This window comes from Enterococcus sp. JNUCC 77 (genome assembly GCF_054819945.1).
Map to the genome: position 1 here is coordinate 822,578 of NZ_JBTHIG010000001.1, position 16,688 is coordinate 839,265.

A 16,688-nucleotide genomic window follows, 5' to 3' on the forward strand; every position below is an offset into this window, starting at 1 on the left:
GAGCAAAAAAATGGAATTACTATTAGACAATAGTTGGCGTAAGGTTTTATCTGATCAATTTGAGCAGCCATATTTTTTTACGTTAACTAAATTTTTAGAAGAAGAATATCAAACACAAACAATTTTCCCACCACAGAATGAAATTTTTACAGCTTTAAATTTAACACCTTACGATCAAGTAAAAGTAGTGATTTTAGGACAAGACCCTTATCACGGTGGAGGACAAGCGCAAGGTTTGGCCTTTTCTGTCAAAAAAGGAGTAAAAATTCCGCCATCTTTAAGAAATATCTATAAAGAAATGGAAACAGACGTGGATATAAAGCCAGCCTCTCACGGAAATCTCATGAGTTGGGCACATCAAGGCGTGTTATTATTGAATACTGTTTTAACTGTTCGAGAAGGGGTTGCTTATTCTCATCGTGGACAGGGTTGGGAGCAATTTACTGACGAAATTATCCGGAAATTAAATCAGCGTGAACAACCAATTGTTTTTATTTTGTGGGGGAAGCCAGCACAAGAAAAAAGCAAAATGATTGATTTACAAAGGCATGCGATAATTTCGGCGCCACATCCATCACCATTATCAGCAAGGAGAGGATTTTTTGGATCTCAACCTTTTTCGAAAACTAATCAAATTTTAAAAAGTTGGGGAGAGCAACCAATTGATTGGGAACTATCTGAAACAGATGAATAATACAACGTTTTCTGTTATATAAGAGAAATTGTTAAAAGGCTTTCTTTGTTTATTCATTAGAATTTTTTTACTAATACAGCAAAATTTTTCTGTTTTTTTCTTATGAAGTGTTGTATGATGTTTGGTGTAAATAATTACTGGAGGGTTTATAACTGTGGAACTATTTGATAGCTTGAAATTTAAGATTGTTCGTCGCAACATTAAGATTGCTTTTCCGGAAGCAACTGATGCACGAATTTTAGGTGCTGCATCACGTTTGAAAGCCGAAGAACTAATGGAACCCATTTTAGTGGGGAATACAGAAGAAATTACAAAGGCAGCAGATGCTCGTGGTATTCGCGTAGCTAACTTTGAAATCATTGATCCTGATAAATTTGATCGTTGGGATGAAATGGTTGAAAGTTTTGTTGCACGTCGTAAAGGCAAAGTAACAAAAGAACAAGCTGAAAAAACATTAAAAGATGAAAACTATTTTGCAACAATGTTGACTTATATGGATATTACTGATGGTATGATCAGTGGTGCAATTCACTCAACCGGTGATACTGTTCGTCCAGCACTGCAAATTATTAAAACTAAACCAGGAATCAGCCGAACCAGCGGAGCGTTCTTAATGGTTCGTGGTCGTGACCAAGAAAAATATCTATTCTCTGACTGTGCGATTAACGTTAATCCAAATGCGCAAGAATTGGCTGAAATTGCTGCTGAATCAGCAAAAACAGCAGCATTATTCGACATTGATCCAAAAGTTGCGATGTTGAGTTTTTCAACTAAAGGTTCTGCGAGCTCAGAAGAAGTAGACAAAGTAGCAGAAGCAACTAAGATTGCGCAAAGTTTAGCACCAAATGTACCAATTGACGGTGAATTACAATTTGATGCAGCTTATATTCCAGCTGTAGCACAATTAAAGGCACCTGATTCAAAAGTAGCTGGAACAGCAACTGTCTTTGTCTTTCCAGAATTACAATCAGGAAACATCGGCTATAAAATTGCGCAACGTTTTGGTGGGTTTGAAGCAATTGGACCAATCCTACAAGGATTAAACAAACCAATTTCTGACCTTTCACGTGGTGCCAATGAAGAAGATGTTTACAAATTATCAATCATCACGGCAGCACAAACATTAATTGAAGACTAAAATTTGTTTTAAAGAGAAGCTCGTTATTTGGGCTTCTTTTTTTCGTAGAGATTACTTTGCTTCACCGACAGAAATCGTTATACTGTCAAAGAGGAGAGATGTAGATGATTTATTTAGCAGATGTGAATCAAAGTCAAAGACTAGGAGAAATCATTGGTCAGACTGCTGAAGCAAGCGATAATCTTGTGTTAACGGGAGATCTTGGTGCAGGAAAAACTACTTTGACTAAAGGAATAGCATTAGGCTTAGGGATTCAACAGATGGTTAAAAGTCCTACTTATACGATTATTCGTGAGTATCAGCAAGGTCGTTTACCTCTATATCATATGGATGTTTATCGAATTGAATCAGGTGCGGATGATTTAGGTTTAGATGATTATTTTGAAGGTGATGGCTTGTCGGTGATTGAGTGGGGCAAGCAATTAGGGGAATACATGCCGTTAGATTATTTAGAACTTATTTTAAATAAAGTCGATGATAATAGTCGCGAGATAGAATTAGTCGCTCACGGTAAAAAAGGACAGAAATTTGCTGAGCGCATCTTGAATGAATGGGAGAAAAAGTATGGATAATTTTGAAGTAATCATTCGTGAAGCGATTCCAAAAGATGCTGCTGAAATTTTAGCATTCACTAATATCGTTAATCAAGAGACAGATTTTATAGTCGTTGATGAGCTGGGGATTGAGTTGACCGAGGAATTACTTGCGATAAACCTAGAATCTATTTATGAGAGCGAAAATAATATTTTATTAGTGGCAGAAGTTAATGGTATGATTGTCGGTAATGCTTCAGTGAAAGCTAGCTCAGAAGCACCGATTCGACACGTTGGTGAAGTTGGAATGAGTATTTTTAAAGATTTCTGGGGAATGGGTTTAGGTACTATTTTACTAGAAGAGATAATTGCTTGGTCAGAAGAAACTGAAGTAATTTATCGATTAGAATTAACCGTGCAAGAAAGAAATCAACGAGCAATTCATTTGTATCAGAAATTAGGTTTTAAAGAAGAAGCTTCTTTGGAACGGGGCACAAGAAGTAATGATGGCGAATTTTTGACCGTATTATTGATGAGTAAAATGATAAACTAGCTTAGGCTCATGGCCTAAGCTAGTTTTATAAAGCTTTAACTAATTTTTTTAGTGGGTGGGTACCAAAATGTTCTGCTTGATACAATAGAATATTGGCACACGCTCGACTATCTTCTAAAGCATCATGGTGGTTCTTTAAAGGGATATCTAATTCATCACAGACCGTATTTAGCCGATGATTGTGCATTTCAGGAAACAGCCGCCGACTTGTTTGCACTGTACACAAGGATAAATAATGGGGCTGCGGAATATGATAATAATCCAGACAACCGGCTAAAATTTTTGTATCAAAACCGGCATTGTGAGCGACAATTAAGCGATTTTCTAAATAATAATGTTTAATCTGATCCCAAACTTCTGGAAATTCTGGTGCGTTTGCTACATCTTCTGGTTTAATACCATGAATTTGAATATTTTTCCAGAAAAAATCTGTCTGAGGTTTGATTAAGGTATAATATTCCCCAACTATTTTATCATTTTTTACCATGACAAGTGCTAAAGAACAGGCGCTGTGGGTCTGATAATTAGCTGTTTCAAAATCCATCGCAATAAAGTTCAAGTTGCTTCACCTCTTAAAGAGAAATATCTAATTCCACCGGACAATGGTCGCTACCCGTGATTTCTGTCCAAATTTTAGCATCAATTAATTGATTCTTCAGATCGTCAGAGACAACAAAATAATCAATCCGCCAACCAGCATTATTTTTACGGGCGTTAAAGCGGTAGCTCCACCAAGAATAAACGCCTTCTAAATCAGGATAGAAATAGCGGAAAGTATCAATATAGCCATTATCTAAAAGAATGTTGAATTTTTCACGTTCTTGTGGGCTGAAACCAGCATTTTTTTGGTTGGTTTTCCAGTTTTTTAAGTCAATATTTTCATGGGCGACATTTAAATCACCACAGAAAATGACGGGCTTTTTCGCTTTTAACTGATTTAAGTAATTTAGAAAAGCTTCTTCCCAAGTCATGCGATAATCTAATCGTTTTAACTCGTTTTGGGAATTTGGTGTGTAACAAGTGATTACATAATAATCTTGATATTCTAAAGTAATCAAGCGACCTTCTTGGTCATGTTCTTCCATTCCAAGACCGTAATGAACAGATAGAGCTTCGTGTTTTGTAAAAATAGCTGTCCCAGAATACCCCTTTTTTTCGGCATAATTCCAGTATTGATAATAGCCTGGTAGATCCATTTCAATCTGACCAGCTTGTAATTTGGTTTCTTGCAGACAGAAAAAGTCGGCATCTAATTGGTTAAAAACTTCCATAAAGTTCTTTTTCATAATTGCCCGTAGGCCGTTGACGTTCCACGAAATTAATTTCAAAATGATTCCTCCTGTACGAATTGTCATATACTTATTTTAAACGAAATAATTTTTAAAAGAAAGAAGGAAAACTTAAATGAAAATAGGTGTTATTGGTATTGGTGGTATTGCTCAAAAAGCATACTTACCTACTTATTTAAAGATACGCAATCAAGCAGATTTTTATTTTGCTTCTAGTAATGAAATGACTCGTAAAGCATTAGCAGCGCAATTTGGTTTTAGTGAAGTTTATCAAGATTTAAATGAATTAATGACGCAAGGAATCGAAGCTTGTTTGATTCATGCGGCTACAAAAGCCCATTATCAACTGGCAAAGACTTGCTTGGAAAATAATATCTCGGTCTTTATCGATAAACCTATTAGTGAGAATTATCAAGAAGTCAAGGAATTGTTAACATTAGCAGAAGAAAAAAATCTGATTTTTATGGCAGGATTTAATCGACGTTTTGCGCCAAAAGTAGTTGCGCTAAAGGAAATGCCTAATAAGAGAACAATTCATTTAGAAAAAAATGAAACCAGTCATTCGCTAGCGACTGAATACGGCATTTATGATTTATTTATTCATTTAGTCGATACGGCAGTTTATTTGCTAGATGACGAGATTATAAAAATGACTGGTAAAGTGAAAGAAACCGATGGAATGATGACCTATGCACATATGCATTTATCGACAAAACAAACAGAATGCTTTATCTCGATGGATTTACAAAGTGGTGCCAAATATGAACGCTATCAAGTAACCAATTCAGAAAAAACAACAATGGTTGAAAATTTGACTGAGTATCAAGAAATCAGAGGAAGAGACATTACGATTGAGAAGTTTTCCGATTGGGAAACGACCTTGTTTAAACGTGGGTTTGAACAAATAGTGGAGCAATTTGTGGCAGCTGTAAAGCATGAATCGCATGATTTAAAGCAAAGAGATGTTCTTTCAAGTCATCGCTTATGTGCTGAATTGTTAGCCCAACATTTTCGTCATACAATTTAATCTGGTGAATTTATTTTGACCATGATAGAATATATCAGATGTCATGTGTAAGGGAGCAGAAGACGTGTACCAAATTTTAGAAAAATATCCAGAAATAAAAATTTTAAAAAATGAACCATTAGCAAACTATACTTTTACTAAAACCGGCGGACCTGTTGATTTATTAGCTTTTCCAAAAAATAATCAAGAAGTTCAAAATTTAGTTACCGCTTGTCAACAAGCAAACATTCCATGGTTAGTTTTGGGAAATGCTAGTAATCTAATTGTCCGAGATGGCGGAATTCGTGGAGTGGTTATTATTTTGACAGAGATGAAAGAAATTTCAGTGTCTGGTGAAATGATCACAGCACAAGCTGGTGCGAAATTAATTGATACAACTTATTTGGCATTAGAAAATAATTTAAGTGGCTTTGAATTTGCTTGCGGTATTCCAGGAAGTGTTGGTGGAGCGGTCTTTATGAATGCAGGAGCTTATGATGGCCAATTGCAAGATGTGTTTTATGATGCAGAAATTTTATTGCCAAATGGTTCTATCGAAACTTGGACAGCTAGTCAAATGGACTTTGCCTATCGTCATTCAAAAGTTCAAGAAAACCCAGTCGTTGTTTTAAGTGCGCGATTTAAATTAGCTAAAGGCGATTATGCTTTGATCCAAAAAAGAATGGAAGAATTAACGGAATTACGCCAGTTAAAACAGCCATTAGAATATCCATCCTGCGGTAGTGTTTTTAAACGGCCAGTTGGTCATTTTACTGGGAAATTAATCCAAGATGCTGGGCTACAAGGCTTGATCTGGGGTGGTGCGCAAATTTCTAAAAAACATGCAGGTTTTATTGTTAATATTAACCAGGCCACTGCAACAGATTACACTGAATTAATTGCCCATATTCAATCTGTCATCAAAGAAAAATTCGATGTGGATTTAGAAACAGAAGTGAGAATTATCGGTGAAGAACCAAAAGAAGAGTCTGAGAATTAATTTCTCAGGCTCTTCTTTTCATTAGTCTTAATAAGATGGCTGCGACGGCCGTCGTTAAAATACCAGCAACTACAGCTTCTACAATGCCGCTACCAAAGACAATTCCTAAAATCAAACCTAAAACAGTATTGGCGGCAACCTCCATTGCTTGAGCATAACTATCTTTGAAGAATATAAAGATTAGGCCCATGACTAAAATTGTATTGGTCATAGAACCAACCAATCCCGCTAAGAATAAACTTAAGCCACCAGCTTTTTCATTTAAGATTTTTTGTCCACCTTTATAAACAAAATAAGGGACAATACCAACTAAAATACGTGGAATGACTGCGACGATTAGCGCGCGCCAATCACCATGTCCAGTTAATGGATTGGCAATTAGTGGAGAGAACGCAAAAGACATCGGTGTAATAATAATGGTTGAGCGAATAATGCTCATGACCCCAAAAATCCCACCTAAACTGCCACCAATTTTGGGTCCTAAAACAATTGATGCAATTATTACTGGAACATGCATCGTGGTTGCATTAATCGGACCAATCGGAATAAATCCTAAAGGCGTTACCGCCAAAATAATCATGACTGCTAAAAACATCGCAGTCAAAGCAAAATTTCTGACACTCATATTTTTCATGTTGCTATCCCTTCAAGTTCGATAATACTTCTTCTACAATATCTGAAACTGTCGCTAAAGCGCCACGACCATAATCCCCACATGCTAGCAGAGCTTCTCGTGGTTTAATTTCCTTAAAACCAGCCAAATCAGTTAGAGTCGCTAAATTTTTTTGCATAATCGGATTTTGATACATATAAGTATTCATTGCCGGTGCAATCAACTTCGGTGTTTCAGGTAAAAGAGCAAGTGCTACTGTTGATAATAAATCATCAGCAATCCCGTTGGCAAGTTTTCCTATTGTATTTGCTGAAGCTGGTGCAATTAAAAATAAATCGGCTTGCTTAGCTAGTTGAATATGATTAATTAAAGCTGGATCAATTTCCTCCATCACGTCCAAATGAACAGGACGGTGAGACAAAGATTGAATCGTAAGAGGTGTGATGAATTTTGTGGCACTGTCAGTCATCACAACATCGACTTGATAGCCTAATTTTGTTAACTCATTGGTTAAATCGGCAGCTTTGTAAGCAGATATACTGCCTGAGACACCTAATAAAATAGTTTTCATTTTGTTTCCTCCGTTACTGCTTGAATAATTAATTCGGCAATTTCTGATTTGGTTTTGGCTTCTTTAACTTTTCCATTTTTATTCAATAAGTAACCATGATGATTTTCTCCAGAAATTTCAGTTAAATCATTGGCTAAAACAAAATCAGCTTGATTTTTCTCCAGACTGGCTTTAGCGACATTTAATAGCTCTATCATTGGGACGTCAACTAATAATTTAAAACCAACTAAGATCGTTTCTGGTTGGATTTTTTTAACTATCGAAATCACTTTTGGGTTTTGCTTCAAAATGATGACTAAATGATCAGTATTAGAAGAAATTTTCTTTTCAGTTCGACTATCGGCAGCTACTTTTAGAGCATTGGCTAAATCAGTTGGATTTTTTGAAATTGTTTCTTCCAAAGTTTCCATAGTGACAGAACTTTCAGGAGTAAAATCGCTGACCGCCATACTATGAATGACTGCTTGATAAGGATTTTTTTCTAGTAACTCGGTCATTTTTTTTGCTAAATCAGTGGTTGATTCAATCAAATAAATTTTGATATTGTCACCTTTAGGCTGTAACGCTTGTTTTGTTGTAATGTAATCAATTTCTACTTCTTTGGGAAATTTTTCGGCAATCGTTTGACCTAGACGTCCGCTAGAATGATTAGTAATCGAACGGACATCATCAATTTTTTCAGCCGTTCCACCAGCAGTAATTAAGATACGCATGTTGATTTCCTCCTAATATTGAATAAGACAATAAAATTAAAAAAATGTTTAAACGGATGGCGTATTTAATTCAACGATGGTACGTCCAACGTGAGTACCTGCCAGTAAACTTTCTGCGACATCAGGTAATTTTTCCAAAGTTGTCGTATTGATAGTCAAAGTTTCAGGGACTTGCCAATTGCCTAATTCCTCCCAAACTGGTAGCCGTTTTTCTAAAGGTACATTGACAGAATCAATTCCTAATAAATTGACACTTCTTAAAATAAAAGGCAAGACAGTTGTGTTTAATTTAATTCCAGCAGCATTTCCGCAAAGGGCTAAACTACCTCCATAGCCGACAAAAGGAATTAACTGACTTAATAAATCGCCACCAACAGAATCAATTACAAAATCAAATAGCTGTTTACTTAAAGGTCGAGCTTTTTCTGGCAAAAAGCTTTGTGGTTGTATAACCTCGCTCGCACCTAATTTTTTTAATTCATCGATTTTAGTTTCTTTTCGGCTTAAAGCAATAATATTTTTGATTCCTAATTCTTTTAAAAAATGTATTGCAAAACTACCAACACCACCGGTAGCTCCAGTAACTAAAACACGGCTATCAGAATTTAATCCATGTTTTTTCAAAGCATCCACTGCCAACGCCGCAGTAAATCCAGCTGTGCCAAAAATCATCGCATCTTTTTCACTTAAATTTTTCGGTAAGTGAACCAACCATTCTCCTGGAATAACCGCTAATTGACTAAAGCCACCATCATGAGCAACTCCGATATCAAAACCATTAGCGATGACCGTATCACCAACTTCAAAATCTGGATGATTAGAAACTAAAACTGTCCCAGCTAAATCAATCCCCGGAGTGATCGGGTAGTAACGTAAAACCCCGGTATTATCTCTTGTGGCTAAAGCATCTTTATAATTCACACTGGAATAATTGATGGAAAGCAATACCTCATTTTCTTTTGGTTGTGGTTTTTCAAAAATTTCAATTTGGTACGATACAGTTTGATCTTTGGATACACGAAATCTTTTATAGGTTGGCATTAGTTGGTGCTCCCTTCAAACAATTTTATACCCTCTATATTAGCGAAAAAAAGACGAAAAGCCAAATGAATCTGCTTTATTTTTTTGTTTAAAAGATTCTCATAAAAGGGATGGTTGTCTTGCATTTTAGGATAATCTTCGTATACTTGAATAGTTGTATTAAACTCTAAGTTTACTAATACCAAACACAAGGAGTAAATATATGAAAATTGGCGAGAAATTAAAAAATTTACGGGTTCAAAAAAATTTGACTCAGGAAGAGCTAGGCGAAAGAACCGATTTATCTAAAGGGTATATCTCACAATTGGAGAATGATGTCTCATCACCTTCAATGGAAACTTTTTTTGATATTTTAGCTGTTTTAGGTGTGACGCCAGAGCAATTCTTTAGTCAAAAAAATGTCAATCAAAAAATTGTTTATTCAGATGAAGAAATGACCTTTTATCATGATGAATCCAATGGGTATCAAATCAAATGGTTGATTCCAGAATCAAATGAAAAAGAAATGGAACCTATTTTGCTAACTTTTGAAAAAAATGGACAATATAAACAATTTTCACCTTCATTATCAGAGACATTTATTTATGTGTTAGCTGGCAAGGTTACTTTGCAATTTGGCGAGGATGATTACATAGCCAATGCAGGAGAGAGTATTTATTATGAAGCTAGTAAACCTCATCGTTTGCAAAATGCAGCGAATGGCAAAAGTCAGCTATTGATTGTAGCGACAGATTCTTATTTATAGAAGTTAGGAGTGAAGAAATGACAAACACAATTATTTCTTTTAAAGATGTAGTTAAAAAATATGATGATGATGTACCGGTGTTGAAAAAAATCAATTTTGATATTGAGGAAGGTCACTTTTATACTTTGTTGGGACCTTCTGGCTGCGGTAAAACGACTATTCTAAGAATTATTGCTGGATTTACCGATGCAACTGAAGGTGATATTTTTCTTGAAGGCAAACGGATGAATGATGTACCAGCAAATAAACGGCAAGTTAACACCGTTTTTCAAGATTACGCTTTGTTTCCTCATATGAATGTTTTTGACAATGTTGCCTTTGGTCTAAAAATCAAACGTTTAAATAAAAAAGAGATTGAGAAAAAAGTTTTAGAAGCTTTGAAATTGGTACAGTTGGAAGGTTATGAACATCGTGAAATCAGCGAAATGTCTGGTGGACAACGCCAACGAGTGGCTATCGCACGAGCGATTATTAATGAACCCAAAATTTTATTATTAGACGAACCTTTATCAGCATTGGATTTAAAATTACGGACAGACATGCAATATGAATTACGAGAATTGCAAAAACGCTTAGGAATTACTTTTATTTTTGTGACCCATGATCAAGAAGAAGCTTTAGCCATGAGCGATGAAATTTTTGTGATGAATAAGGGTAGAATTGTCCAAAGTGGTACACCAGTTGATATTTATGATGAACCGATTAATCATTTTGTCGCTGATTTTGTAGGAGAAAGTAATATTGTCAACGGTACGATGATTGAAGATAATTTAGTAGAATTTGTTGGGAAAAAATTTGAATGTGTTGATGGTGGGATGCGGCCAAATGAATCTGTGGAAGTAGTACTACGACCAGAAGATTTAACTTTGACGACACCAGAAAAAGGGAAGTTAGTTGTAACTGTCGATAGTCAATTATTCCGTGGTGTTCATTATGAAATGAATGGCATTGACTCTGATGGAAATGAGTGGATGGTTCATTCGACCAAAAAAGCTAAAAAGGGTAGTCAAGTTGGTTTGTATTTTGAACCAGAAGATATCCATGTAATGCGTTTCAATGAATCAGAAGAAGAATTTGATGCTCGTTTAGAAAGCTATGAAGATTAGGAGGAACTTATGAAAAATATGCGTCGTTTTTATTCCGTTCCTTACTTTTTTTGGCTGTTATTCTTTGTAATTGCCCCCGTGATTTTAATTGTTTATCAATCTTTCTTTGATATGTCGGGACATTTTACTTTAGATAATTATCGGACCTATCTGACTTCTAGTACTTATTTAAGAATGACTCTGAATTCGGTGGTTTTTGCCTTTTTGATTACCTTATTTACTTTATTCTTGAGTTATCCAACTGCTTATTTTTTGTCTCGTCTAAAACATCGGCAACTTTTTTTACTGCTGGTAATTTTACCGACATGGGTAAATTTATTATTGAAAGCTTATGCTTTTATCGGGATTTTTAGTGCCAATGGTTCAGTCAATGATTTCCTTAGTTTCATTGGGATTGGACCGAAGCAGCTATTATTTACTGATTTTAGCTTTATGTTTGTAGCTGCCTATATTGAACTTCCTTTTATGATTATGCCAATTTTTAATGCATTGGAAGAAATCAACCCTTCATTAATTAGTGCCAGTCGTGATTTAGGAGCAAATAATTTTGAAACCTTTCGGCGAGTGATTTTCCCGCTATCATTAAATGGAGTAAAAAGTGGTGTGCAAGCTGTATTTATTCCATCCTTGTCACTATTTATGCTGACTCGTTTAATCGGTGGCAATCGGGTAATCACTTTAGGAACTGCGATTGAAGAACATTTCTTGGTGACTCAAAATTGGGGCATGGGTTCAACAATTGGAGTGATTTTAATTTTAGCAATGTTTATTGTCATGATGTTAACGGGTGAGAGAAAGCGAGGGCGTAATTAATGAAGAAGAATAAATTTTCATGGGCAAACATTTATTTAATAGTTATTTTTGTTTTGCTGTATTTGCCGATTTTTTATTTAATTTTCTATTCATTTAACGCAGGCGGCAATATGAGCAACTTTACTCATTTTACTTGGGAACATTATCAGAATTTATTTGCTGATAGTCGTTTGATTAGTATTGTGTTGCAAACTTTTGTTTTAGCTTTTTTGTCAGCCTTAATTGCTACAGCGATAGGCACTTTTGGCGCAATGTCAATTTACTATACAAGAAAACGCGGCTCTCGCAATGCGTTATTAGGTTTGAATAATATTTTAATGGTTTCACCGGATGTAATTATCGGTGCCAGTTTCTTAATCTTATTTACGATGTTAGGTGGTTGGATTCGCTCGTTTCAACTAGGATTTTTCAGTGTGCTGATTTCCCATGTGGCGTTTAGTATCCCGATTGTGGTCTTGATGGTTTTACCGAAATTACGAGAAATGAATGATTCTATGATTGATGCAGCAAGAGATCTAGGGGCAAATAATTGGCAAGTTTTAAAAAACATTATTTTACCATTTTTGACTCCAGGTGTGATTGCTGGTTATTTCATGGCTTTTACTTATTCCTTAGATGACTTTGCCGTAACTTTCTTTGTAACCGGAAATGGTTTTACTACGATGTCTGTAGAAATTTATTCGCGAGCCCGTCAAGGAATCAGTTTGGAAATTAATGCCTTATCGACACTTGTCTTTATCTTCTCTCTCATTTTAGTTGTAGGTTATTATTTTATCAGCCGCGACAATTCGAAAAAAAGCCGGAAACGCAAACGGGAATTTGAGGAGGTGGCAGTACTGAAATGAGAAAACTATACGCATTATTCATTGGTGTGATTGGGATCATTTGTATTTTATCGTTAGCTGTTTGGCAAATTAATCGTAGCAGCAATGCTAGTTCAAAGGTCTTAAATATATACAATTGGGGAGATTACATTGATCCAGAATTACTAGCTAAATTTGAAAAAGAATATGGCTACAAAGTCAATTATGAAACCTTTGATTCTAACGAAGCAATGGAAGCCAAAATTAAACAAGGCGGTACCGCTTACGATATTGCAATACCCAGTGAATACATGATTCAAAAAATGAAAAAAGAAAAATTATTGTTGAGACTAGATCATAGTAAAATTAAAGGACTGGAAAATATCGATGCTCGTTTTCTAGATCAATCTTTTGATGAGAACAATACTTTTTCAGTTCCGTATTTTTGGGGAACTTTAGGCATTGTTTACAACGACAAATTTATTTCTGGTGAAAAAATCCAACATTGGGATGATTTATGGCGGTCAGAATTAAAAAATAATATTATGTTGATTGATGGGGCACGAGAAGTAATGGGCTTATCATTAGATAGTTTAGGGGACTCCATCAATAGTAAAAATATGAAACAGCTAAATCAGGCAGTAGATAAATTAAATACTTTAACACCAAATGTTAAGGCAATTGTTGCTGATGAAATTAAAATGTATATGGCTAATGAAGAAAGTGCGGTAGCAGTAACATTTTCTGGTGAAGCCGCTGATATGATGGCAGAAAATAGTCATCTTCATTACGTTATTCCGTCAGAAGGCTCCAATCTTTGGTTTGATAATATTGTCATCCCTAAAACATCAAAAAACCAAGCAGGTGCCTACGATTTTATTAATTTCATGCTACAACCAAAAAATGCTGCTCAAAACGCAGAATATATTGGTTACTCAACACCTAATGAAAAAGCTCTAGCACTATTACCAAAGGAAATCTCGAATGATCCGCAGTTTTATCCTGATGATGAAACGATTAGCCATTTGGAGGTTTATAAAGATTTAGGCTCAGAGTATTTACAGATTTATAATGATTTGTATTTAGAGTTTAAGATGTATCGAAAATAAGATAATCGAAGTATTTAAAACGGCCATAGTTGCCGTTTTTTTTTTGACTAATTATTACGGGACAATAATCATGTGTTTTTAAAAGAATATGTGATGTTCGCCAAGTACTAATACAGCTTTCAGAAAAATACATTTATAATCTTAAAAAGAATTGTTTTATAGGTTTAAAAAAATATTTCAAAGAATAAATAAGAAATTCATCTCATGTATAAACTTTTAGTTTAGTTATTTTAAGATGACGATATACTATAATCAACCTTCAAAATAATATGAGACTTTTTTTGCAAATTTTGGCTGCAAGATTTGCCATTTTAAATAAAGGGCTTACATTATATAGTTTGATTTGTAAGGAGGAGCATATGATGAGGCAAGAGCGAATAGTTGAATATTTATATCTCCAAGATCAGATTGTTACGCCTCAAAAAATTGCTGATGCATTCGGCATTTCTGAAAGAACCTTAGCGAATGATATTAAACTAATCAACGCTATCGGAAAATCTGCAGGTTTCGCTTTAAAAAGAATTCGAGGGAGTGGCTATCAATTAGTGATTGTCTCTGAAGAAAAATTTCAGAGCTTTTTAACAGATAGTTTTCATGACGAACTAATTGACAGTACTAGTCCAGAGCAAAGGATCAAAAGTAGCTTGATTGTTTTATTGTTCAGCGAAGATTTTATTACTTTACAAGAATTAGCTGATTATCTAGTAGTCAGTTTATCAACTATTAAGACCGATATGAAAAAAGTAGAAGCATTTTGTCAAAAATATCAGTTGAAATTATATAGTAAAGCTCATTATGGATTAAAAATTACCGGCTCAGAAATGCAAAAGCGAAAAGCAATTTTAGACCTACTTAGAAAAAATATAAAACTACCTATGCTGACCGAGAAGTATCAAGAATTCAATAGAATATTTGATGAAGCTGATTTACGAAATTTTCTGCAGCAGCAAATACAGCTGAATCATTTAAAAGTTAGCGATATCGTTTTTGAAAACGTGATGCAGCATATTAAATTATTGAGTTTTCGGATGCTTCAACACAATACACTTTCTGACGAAGAAAATTTTAATTCTCAGGTTCAGGATACTTATGATCAATTGACCAAAAATTTGCTTCAGTACTTAACAGATCACTATCAATTAAGTTTTAGTCAATCGGAAAAAATTTATTTGAAAGAACAATTACGAGGAAAGTTTACAGTTTTAAAAAATCAAACTGATAATCATCACCTTGTTGATAAAATACATCAGGCACTGAAAATAATTGATCGTCGTTATCAAACAAGCTTTAGCAACGACCAAGAATTAGCTAATGCTTTATTGATGCATGTAGCGCCGCTACTGCAACGATTGTATACAGGACATCAGTTGGAAAATCCTTTAATTGAAGATATCTACACTCAATATGCCAATGTCTTTAGTTTGGCACTAACATTTATCGATTTATTAAACGAAGGTTCAGACGTCAAAATCAGTAAAGATGAGATTGGCTACGTGGCAATTTATTTTGCTGCAAGTTTGGAAAAGTATGCCAATCAAGTAGTTGATGATTATCAAAAAATTGCAGTTATTTGTGCAACCGGAGGCGGGGCTTCTTATTTGCTAAAAGTGAATTTGGAACGCTTATTTGCCAAAGCAGAGGTCACTACTTTTGCTTTAAATGAAATTAGTCGAATAGGAAATCAATATGATTTATTGATTTCAACTGTGCCGTTAGAAACAGATCAAATTGATTTGCCAGTTATTTTTACTAAGCCGATTTTAAATGCCAAGGATCTTTCTAAAATAGAAAAGGATTTAACGATTTTACGGGAATCACAAAAACATGGCCGAGATGCGAATCAAATTGTGCTGGATCTTTTTAAAGAGGAATGGTTTAGAATTTCTTACGAGAATTCTGATTATTTAACTCTTTTACAAAATGAAGCAGTTAAGTTAGAAAAATTTGAAGTAGCTAAACCGGGTTTTGCTAAGAGTGTACTGGAACGGGAAAATTTAATTGACACAATTTACCAAAAAGGTATCGCCGGTCCCCATCCAATGGAGCAAGGAGCCACAAAAGAAGTAATCAATCTCATTTTATTAAAAAATCCATTGAATTATCACGATAAAGAAGTCAAAATTATTTTTTTAATCAATATAAAAAAAGATCATTTAACACTTCATAAAGAAATTAGTTATTTGATGATTCAAATGATGGATGATCCAGAATTAAATAATCAATTAGCAAAAATAAATTCATATAACGAATTTATCACTTATATAAAAAGCTTGATGAAAGAAGGATAACAATATGACCAACCAAGAAATGGACATTTTTAAAATTATTTCGGCGGCAGGAGATTCAAGAGGTGCTGCTTTTGAAGCTTTGCGTTTTGCACGACAAGGTGACTTTACTGCAGCTGATAACAAAATGAAGGAAGCAAAAGAAAAAAGTATCGCAGCTCATGATGTCCAGACAAAATTGATTACTGCAGAAATAAATGGGGATAAAACTGAAACTTCTTTATTGATGGTTCATGCGCAAGACCATTTAATGAATAGCATTTTAGCAAGAGATTTGATTGAAGAAATGATTGAGATGTTACGAGAAAAGTAATAAATAAAAGGAGGAAATATAAATGAAAACATTATTAGTTTGTGCCGGGGGTTTTTCAACAACCATGATGATGGAATCTATGAAAAAAGTTGTTAAAGAATCTCAAAAGTTAGAGGAAGCGGATTATCCGATGGAAGCAATCGGAATCGACAAATTGGATCGTTATATCAATGATTACGATGTCATTTTAGTCGGACCACAATTGAGCCATAAATATGATTTTATAAAAACAGAAGCGGATAAAGTGAATAAACCAACTGTGCTTTTGACTTCGGATATCTATGGCTCAATGGATGGAGCGACTGTCATGAAACAAGCATTGGTTGCTTATCGAAAAAATCAAGCGCAAGCATAGGAGGCTAA

At 34.7% G+C, this 16,688-nt stretch carries 20 protein-coding genes; 14 read left to right on the plus strand and 6 right to left on the minus strand.

Annotation, left to right across the window (positions count from 1 at the left end; translation table 11 throughout):
• Window positions 1-10: 10 nt before the first annotated feature.
• The 4 genes from ACVWNY_RS04195 (at window position 11) to ACVWNY_RS04210 (ending at window position 2,918) form a co-directional block, all read left to right on the plus strand.
• Entirely contained in the window at window positions 11-694 is a 684-nt protein-coding gene (locus tag ACVWNY_RS04195; protein WP_218324529.1) for a uracil-DNA glycosylase, read from the plus strand.
• A 154-nt stretch (window positions 695-848) separates the two neighbouring features.
• Window positions 849-1,832, plus strand: coding sequence for a phosphate acetyltransferase (pta, locus tag ACVWNY_RS04200; protein ID WP_218324530.1), 984 nt, complete (start codon window positions 849-851; stop codon window positions 1,830-1,832).
• Between the two features lie 104 nt (window positions 1,833-1,936).
• Entirely contained in the window at window positions 1,937-2,404 is a 468-nt protein-coding gene (gene tsaE, locus ACVWNY_RS04205; RefSeq protein ID WP_218324531.1) for a tRNA (adenosine(37)-N6)-threonylcarbamoyltransferase complex ATPase subunit type 1 TsaE, read from the plus strand.
• The gene (locus tag ACVWNY_RS04210; RefSeq protein ID WP_218324532.1) at window positions 2,397-2,918 is read left to right on the plus strand and encodes a GNAT family N-acetyltransferase; all 522 of its coding nucleotides are present in this window, start codon (window positions 2,397-2,399) and stop codon (window positions 2,916-2,918) included. Before tsaE ends, ACVWNY_RS04210 begins: the two co-directional genes overlap by 8 nt.
• A gap of 25 nt (window positions 2,919-2,943) precedes the next feature.
• Here ACVWNY_RS04210 and ACVWNY_RS04215 read toward each other — a convergent pair whose 3' ends face one another.
• Together ACVWNY_RS04215 and ACVWNY_RS04220 are read right to left on the minus strand one after the other, a co-directional pair.
• The gene (locus ACVWNY_RS04215; RefSeq protein WP_218324533.1) at window positions 2,944-3,477 is read right to left on the minus strand and encodes a 3'-5' exonuclease; all 534 of its coding nucleotides are present in this window, start codon (window positions 3,475-3,477) and stop codon (window positions 2,944-2,946) included.
• Window positions 3,478-3,490: 13 nt separating this feature from the next.
• Window positions 3,491-4,246: an exodeoxyribonuclease III gene (locus ACVWNY_RS04220; RefSeq protein WP_438720373.1), complete on the minus strand. Its 756-nt coding sequence runs from the start codon at window positions 4,244-4,246 to the stop codon at window positions 3,491-3,493.
• 76 nt (window positions 4,247-4,322) lie between these two features.
• On the opposite strand from ACVWNY_RS04220, the gene ACVWNY_RS04225 reads away from it, so the two are divergent.
• Together ACVWNY_RS04225 and murB are read left to right on the plus strand one after the other, a co-directional pair.
• Window positions 4,323-5,234 carry a Gfo/Idh/MocA family protein gene (locus ACVWNY_RS04225; RefSeq protein WP_454071759.1) on the plus strand — a complete coding sequence of 304 codons (912 nt, stop codon included), beginning with the start codon at window positions 4,323-4,325 and terminating at the stop codon, window positions 5,232-5,234.
• 64 nt (window positions 5,235-5,298) lie between these two features.
• Window positions 5,299-6,213, plus strand: coding sequence for a UDP-N-acetylmuramate dehydrogenase (murB, locus tag ACVWNY_RS04230; RefSeq protein WP_461211723.1), 915 nt, complete (start codon window positions 5,299-5,301; stop codon window positions 6,211-6,213).
• A gap of 4 nt (window positions 6,214-6,217) precedes the next feature.
• Here murB and ACVWNY_RS04235 read toward each other — a convergent pair whose 3' ends face one another.
• The 4 genes from ACVWNY_RS04235 to ACVWNY_RS04250 are packed head-to-tail and all read right to left on the minus strand — an operon-like array spanning window position 6,218 to window position 9,151.
• Window positions 6,218-6,847, minus strand: a complete 630-nt coding sequence (locus ACVWNY_RS04235) for an ECF transporter S component (protein ID WP_218324537.1) — start codon at window positions 6,845-6,847, stop codon at window positions 6,218-6,220.
• 4 nt (window positions 6,848-6,851) lie between these two features.
• Entirely contained in the window at window positions 6,852-7,397 is a 546-nt protein-coding gene (coaC, locus tag ACVWNY_RS04240) for a phosphopantothenoylcysteine decarboxylase (protein WP_218324538.1), read from the minus strand.
• Complete coding sequence (locus ACVWNY_RS04245) at window positions 7,394-8,110, minus strand: phosphopantothenate--cysteine ligase (RefSeq protein ID WP_218324539.1); 717 nt, start codon at window positions 8,108-8,110, stop codon at window positions 7,394-7,396. The genes coaC and ACVWNY_RS04245 overlap by 4 nt, the downstream gene beginning before the upstream one ends.
• 48 nt (window positions 8,111-8,158) lie before the next feature.
• Window positions 8,159-9,151 carry a YhdH/YhfP family quinone oxidoreductase gene (locus tag ACVWNY_RS04250; RefSeq protein WP_454071761.1) on the minus strand — a complete coding sequence of 331 codons (993 nt, stop codon included), beginning with the start codon at window positions 9,149-9,151 and terminating at the stop codon, window positions 8,159-8,161.
• A gap of 202 nt (window positions 9,152-9,353) precedes the next feature.
• Between ACVWNY_RS04250 and ACVWNY_RS04255 the strand changes: the two genes are divergently transcribed.
• The 8 genes from ACVWNY_RS04255 to ACVWNY_RS04290 all read left to right on the plus strand — a co-directional run bounded on the left by ACVWNY_RS04255 (window position 9,354) and on the right by ACVWNY_RS04290 (window position 16,680).
• Window positions 9,354-9,896: a helix-turn-helix domain-containing protein gene (locus ACVWNY_RS04255; protein WP_454071762.1), complete on the plus strand. Its 543-nt coding sequence runs from the start codon at window positions 9,354-9,356 to the stop codon at window positions 9,894-9,896.
• A gap of 17 nt (window positions 9,897-9,913) precedes the next feature.
• Entirely contained in the window at window positions 9,914-11,002 is a 1,089-nt protein-coding gene (locus tag ACVWNY_RS04260; protein WP_454071763.1) for an ABC transporter ATP-binding protein, read from the plus strand.
• 9 nt (window positions 11,003-11,011) lie between these two features.
• The gene (locus ACVWNY_RS04265; protein WP_218324543.1) at window positions 11,012-11,815 is read left to right on the plus strand and encodes an ABC transporter permease; all 804 of its coding nucleotides are present in this window, start codon (window positions 11,012-11,014) and stop codon (window positions 11,813-11,815) included.
• Window positions 11,815-12,660 (plus strand): ABC transporter permease, encoded by an 846-nt coding sequence (locus ACVWNY_RS04270; protein ID WP_454071764.1) that lies wholly within the window; start codon window positions 11,815-11,817, stop codon window positions 12,658-12,660. Before ACVWNY_RS04265 ends, ACVWNY_RS04270 begins: the two co-directional genes overlap by 1 nt.
• Window positions 12,657-13,727 (plus strand): ABC transporter substrate-binding protein, encoded by a 1,071-nt coding sequence (locus ACVWNY_RS04275; RefSeq protein WP_454071765.1) that lies wholly within the window; start codon window positions 12,657-12,659, stop codon window positions 13,725-13,727. Before ACVWNY_RS04270 ends, ACVWNY_RS04275 begins: the two co-directional genes overlap by 4 nt.
• Window positions 13,728-14,086: 359 nt before the next feature.
• Window positions 14,087-16,015, plus strand: coding sequence for a BglG family transcription antiterminator (locus ACVWNY_RS04280; protein ID WP_454071766.1), 1,929 nt, complete (start codon window positions 14,087-14,089; stop codon window positions 16,013-16,015).
• Window positions 16,016-16,019: 4 nt separating this feature from the next.
• A complete protein-coding gene (locus tag ACVWNY_RS04285) occupies window positions 16,020-16,325 on the plus strand; it encodes a PTS lactose/cellobiose transporter subunit IIA (protein WP_218324546.1) in 306 nt (101 codons plus the stop codon).
• A gap of 22 nt (window positions 16,326-16,347) precedes the next feature.
• Complete coding sequence (locus ACVWNY_RS04290; protein WP_454071767.1) at window positions 16,348-16,680, plus strand: PTS sugar transporter subunit IIB; 333 nt, start codon at window positions 16,348-16,350, stop codon at window positions 16,678-16,680.
• The last annotated feature ends 8 nt before the right edge of the window (window positions 16,681-16,688 follow it).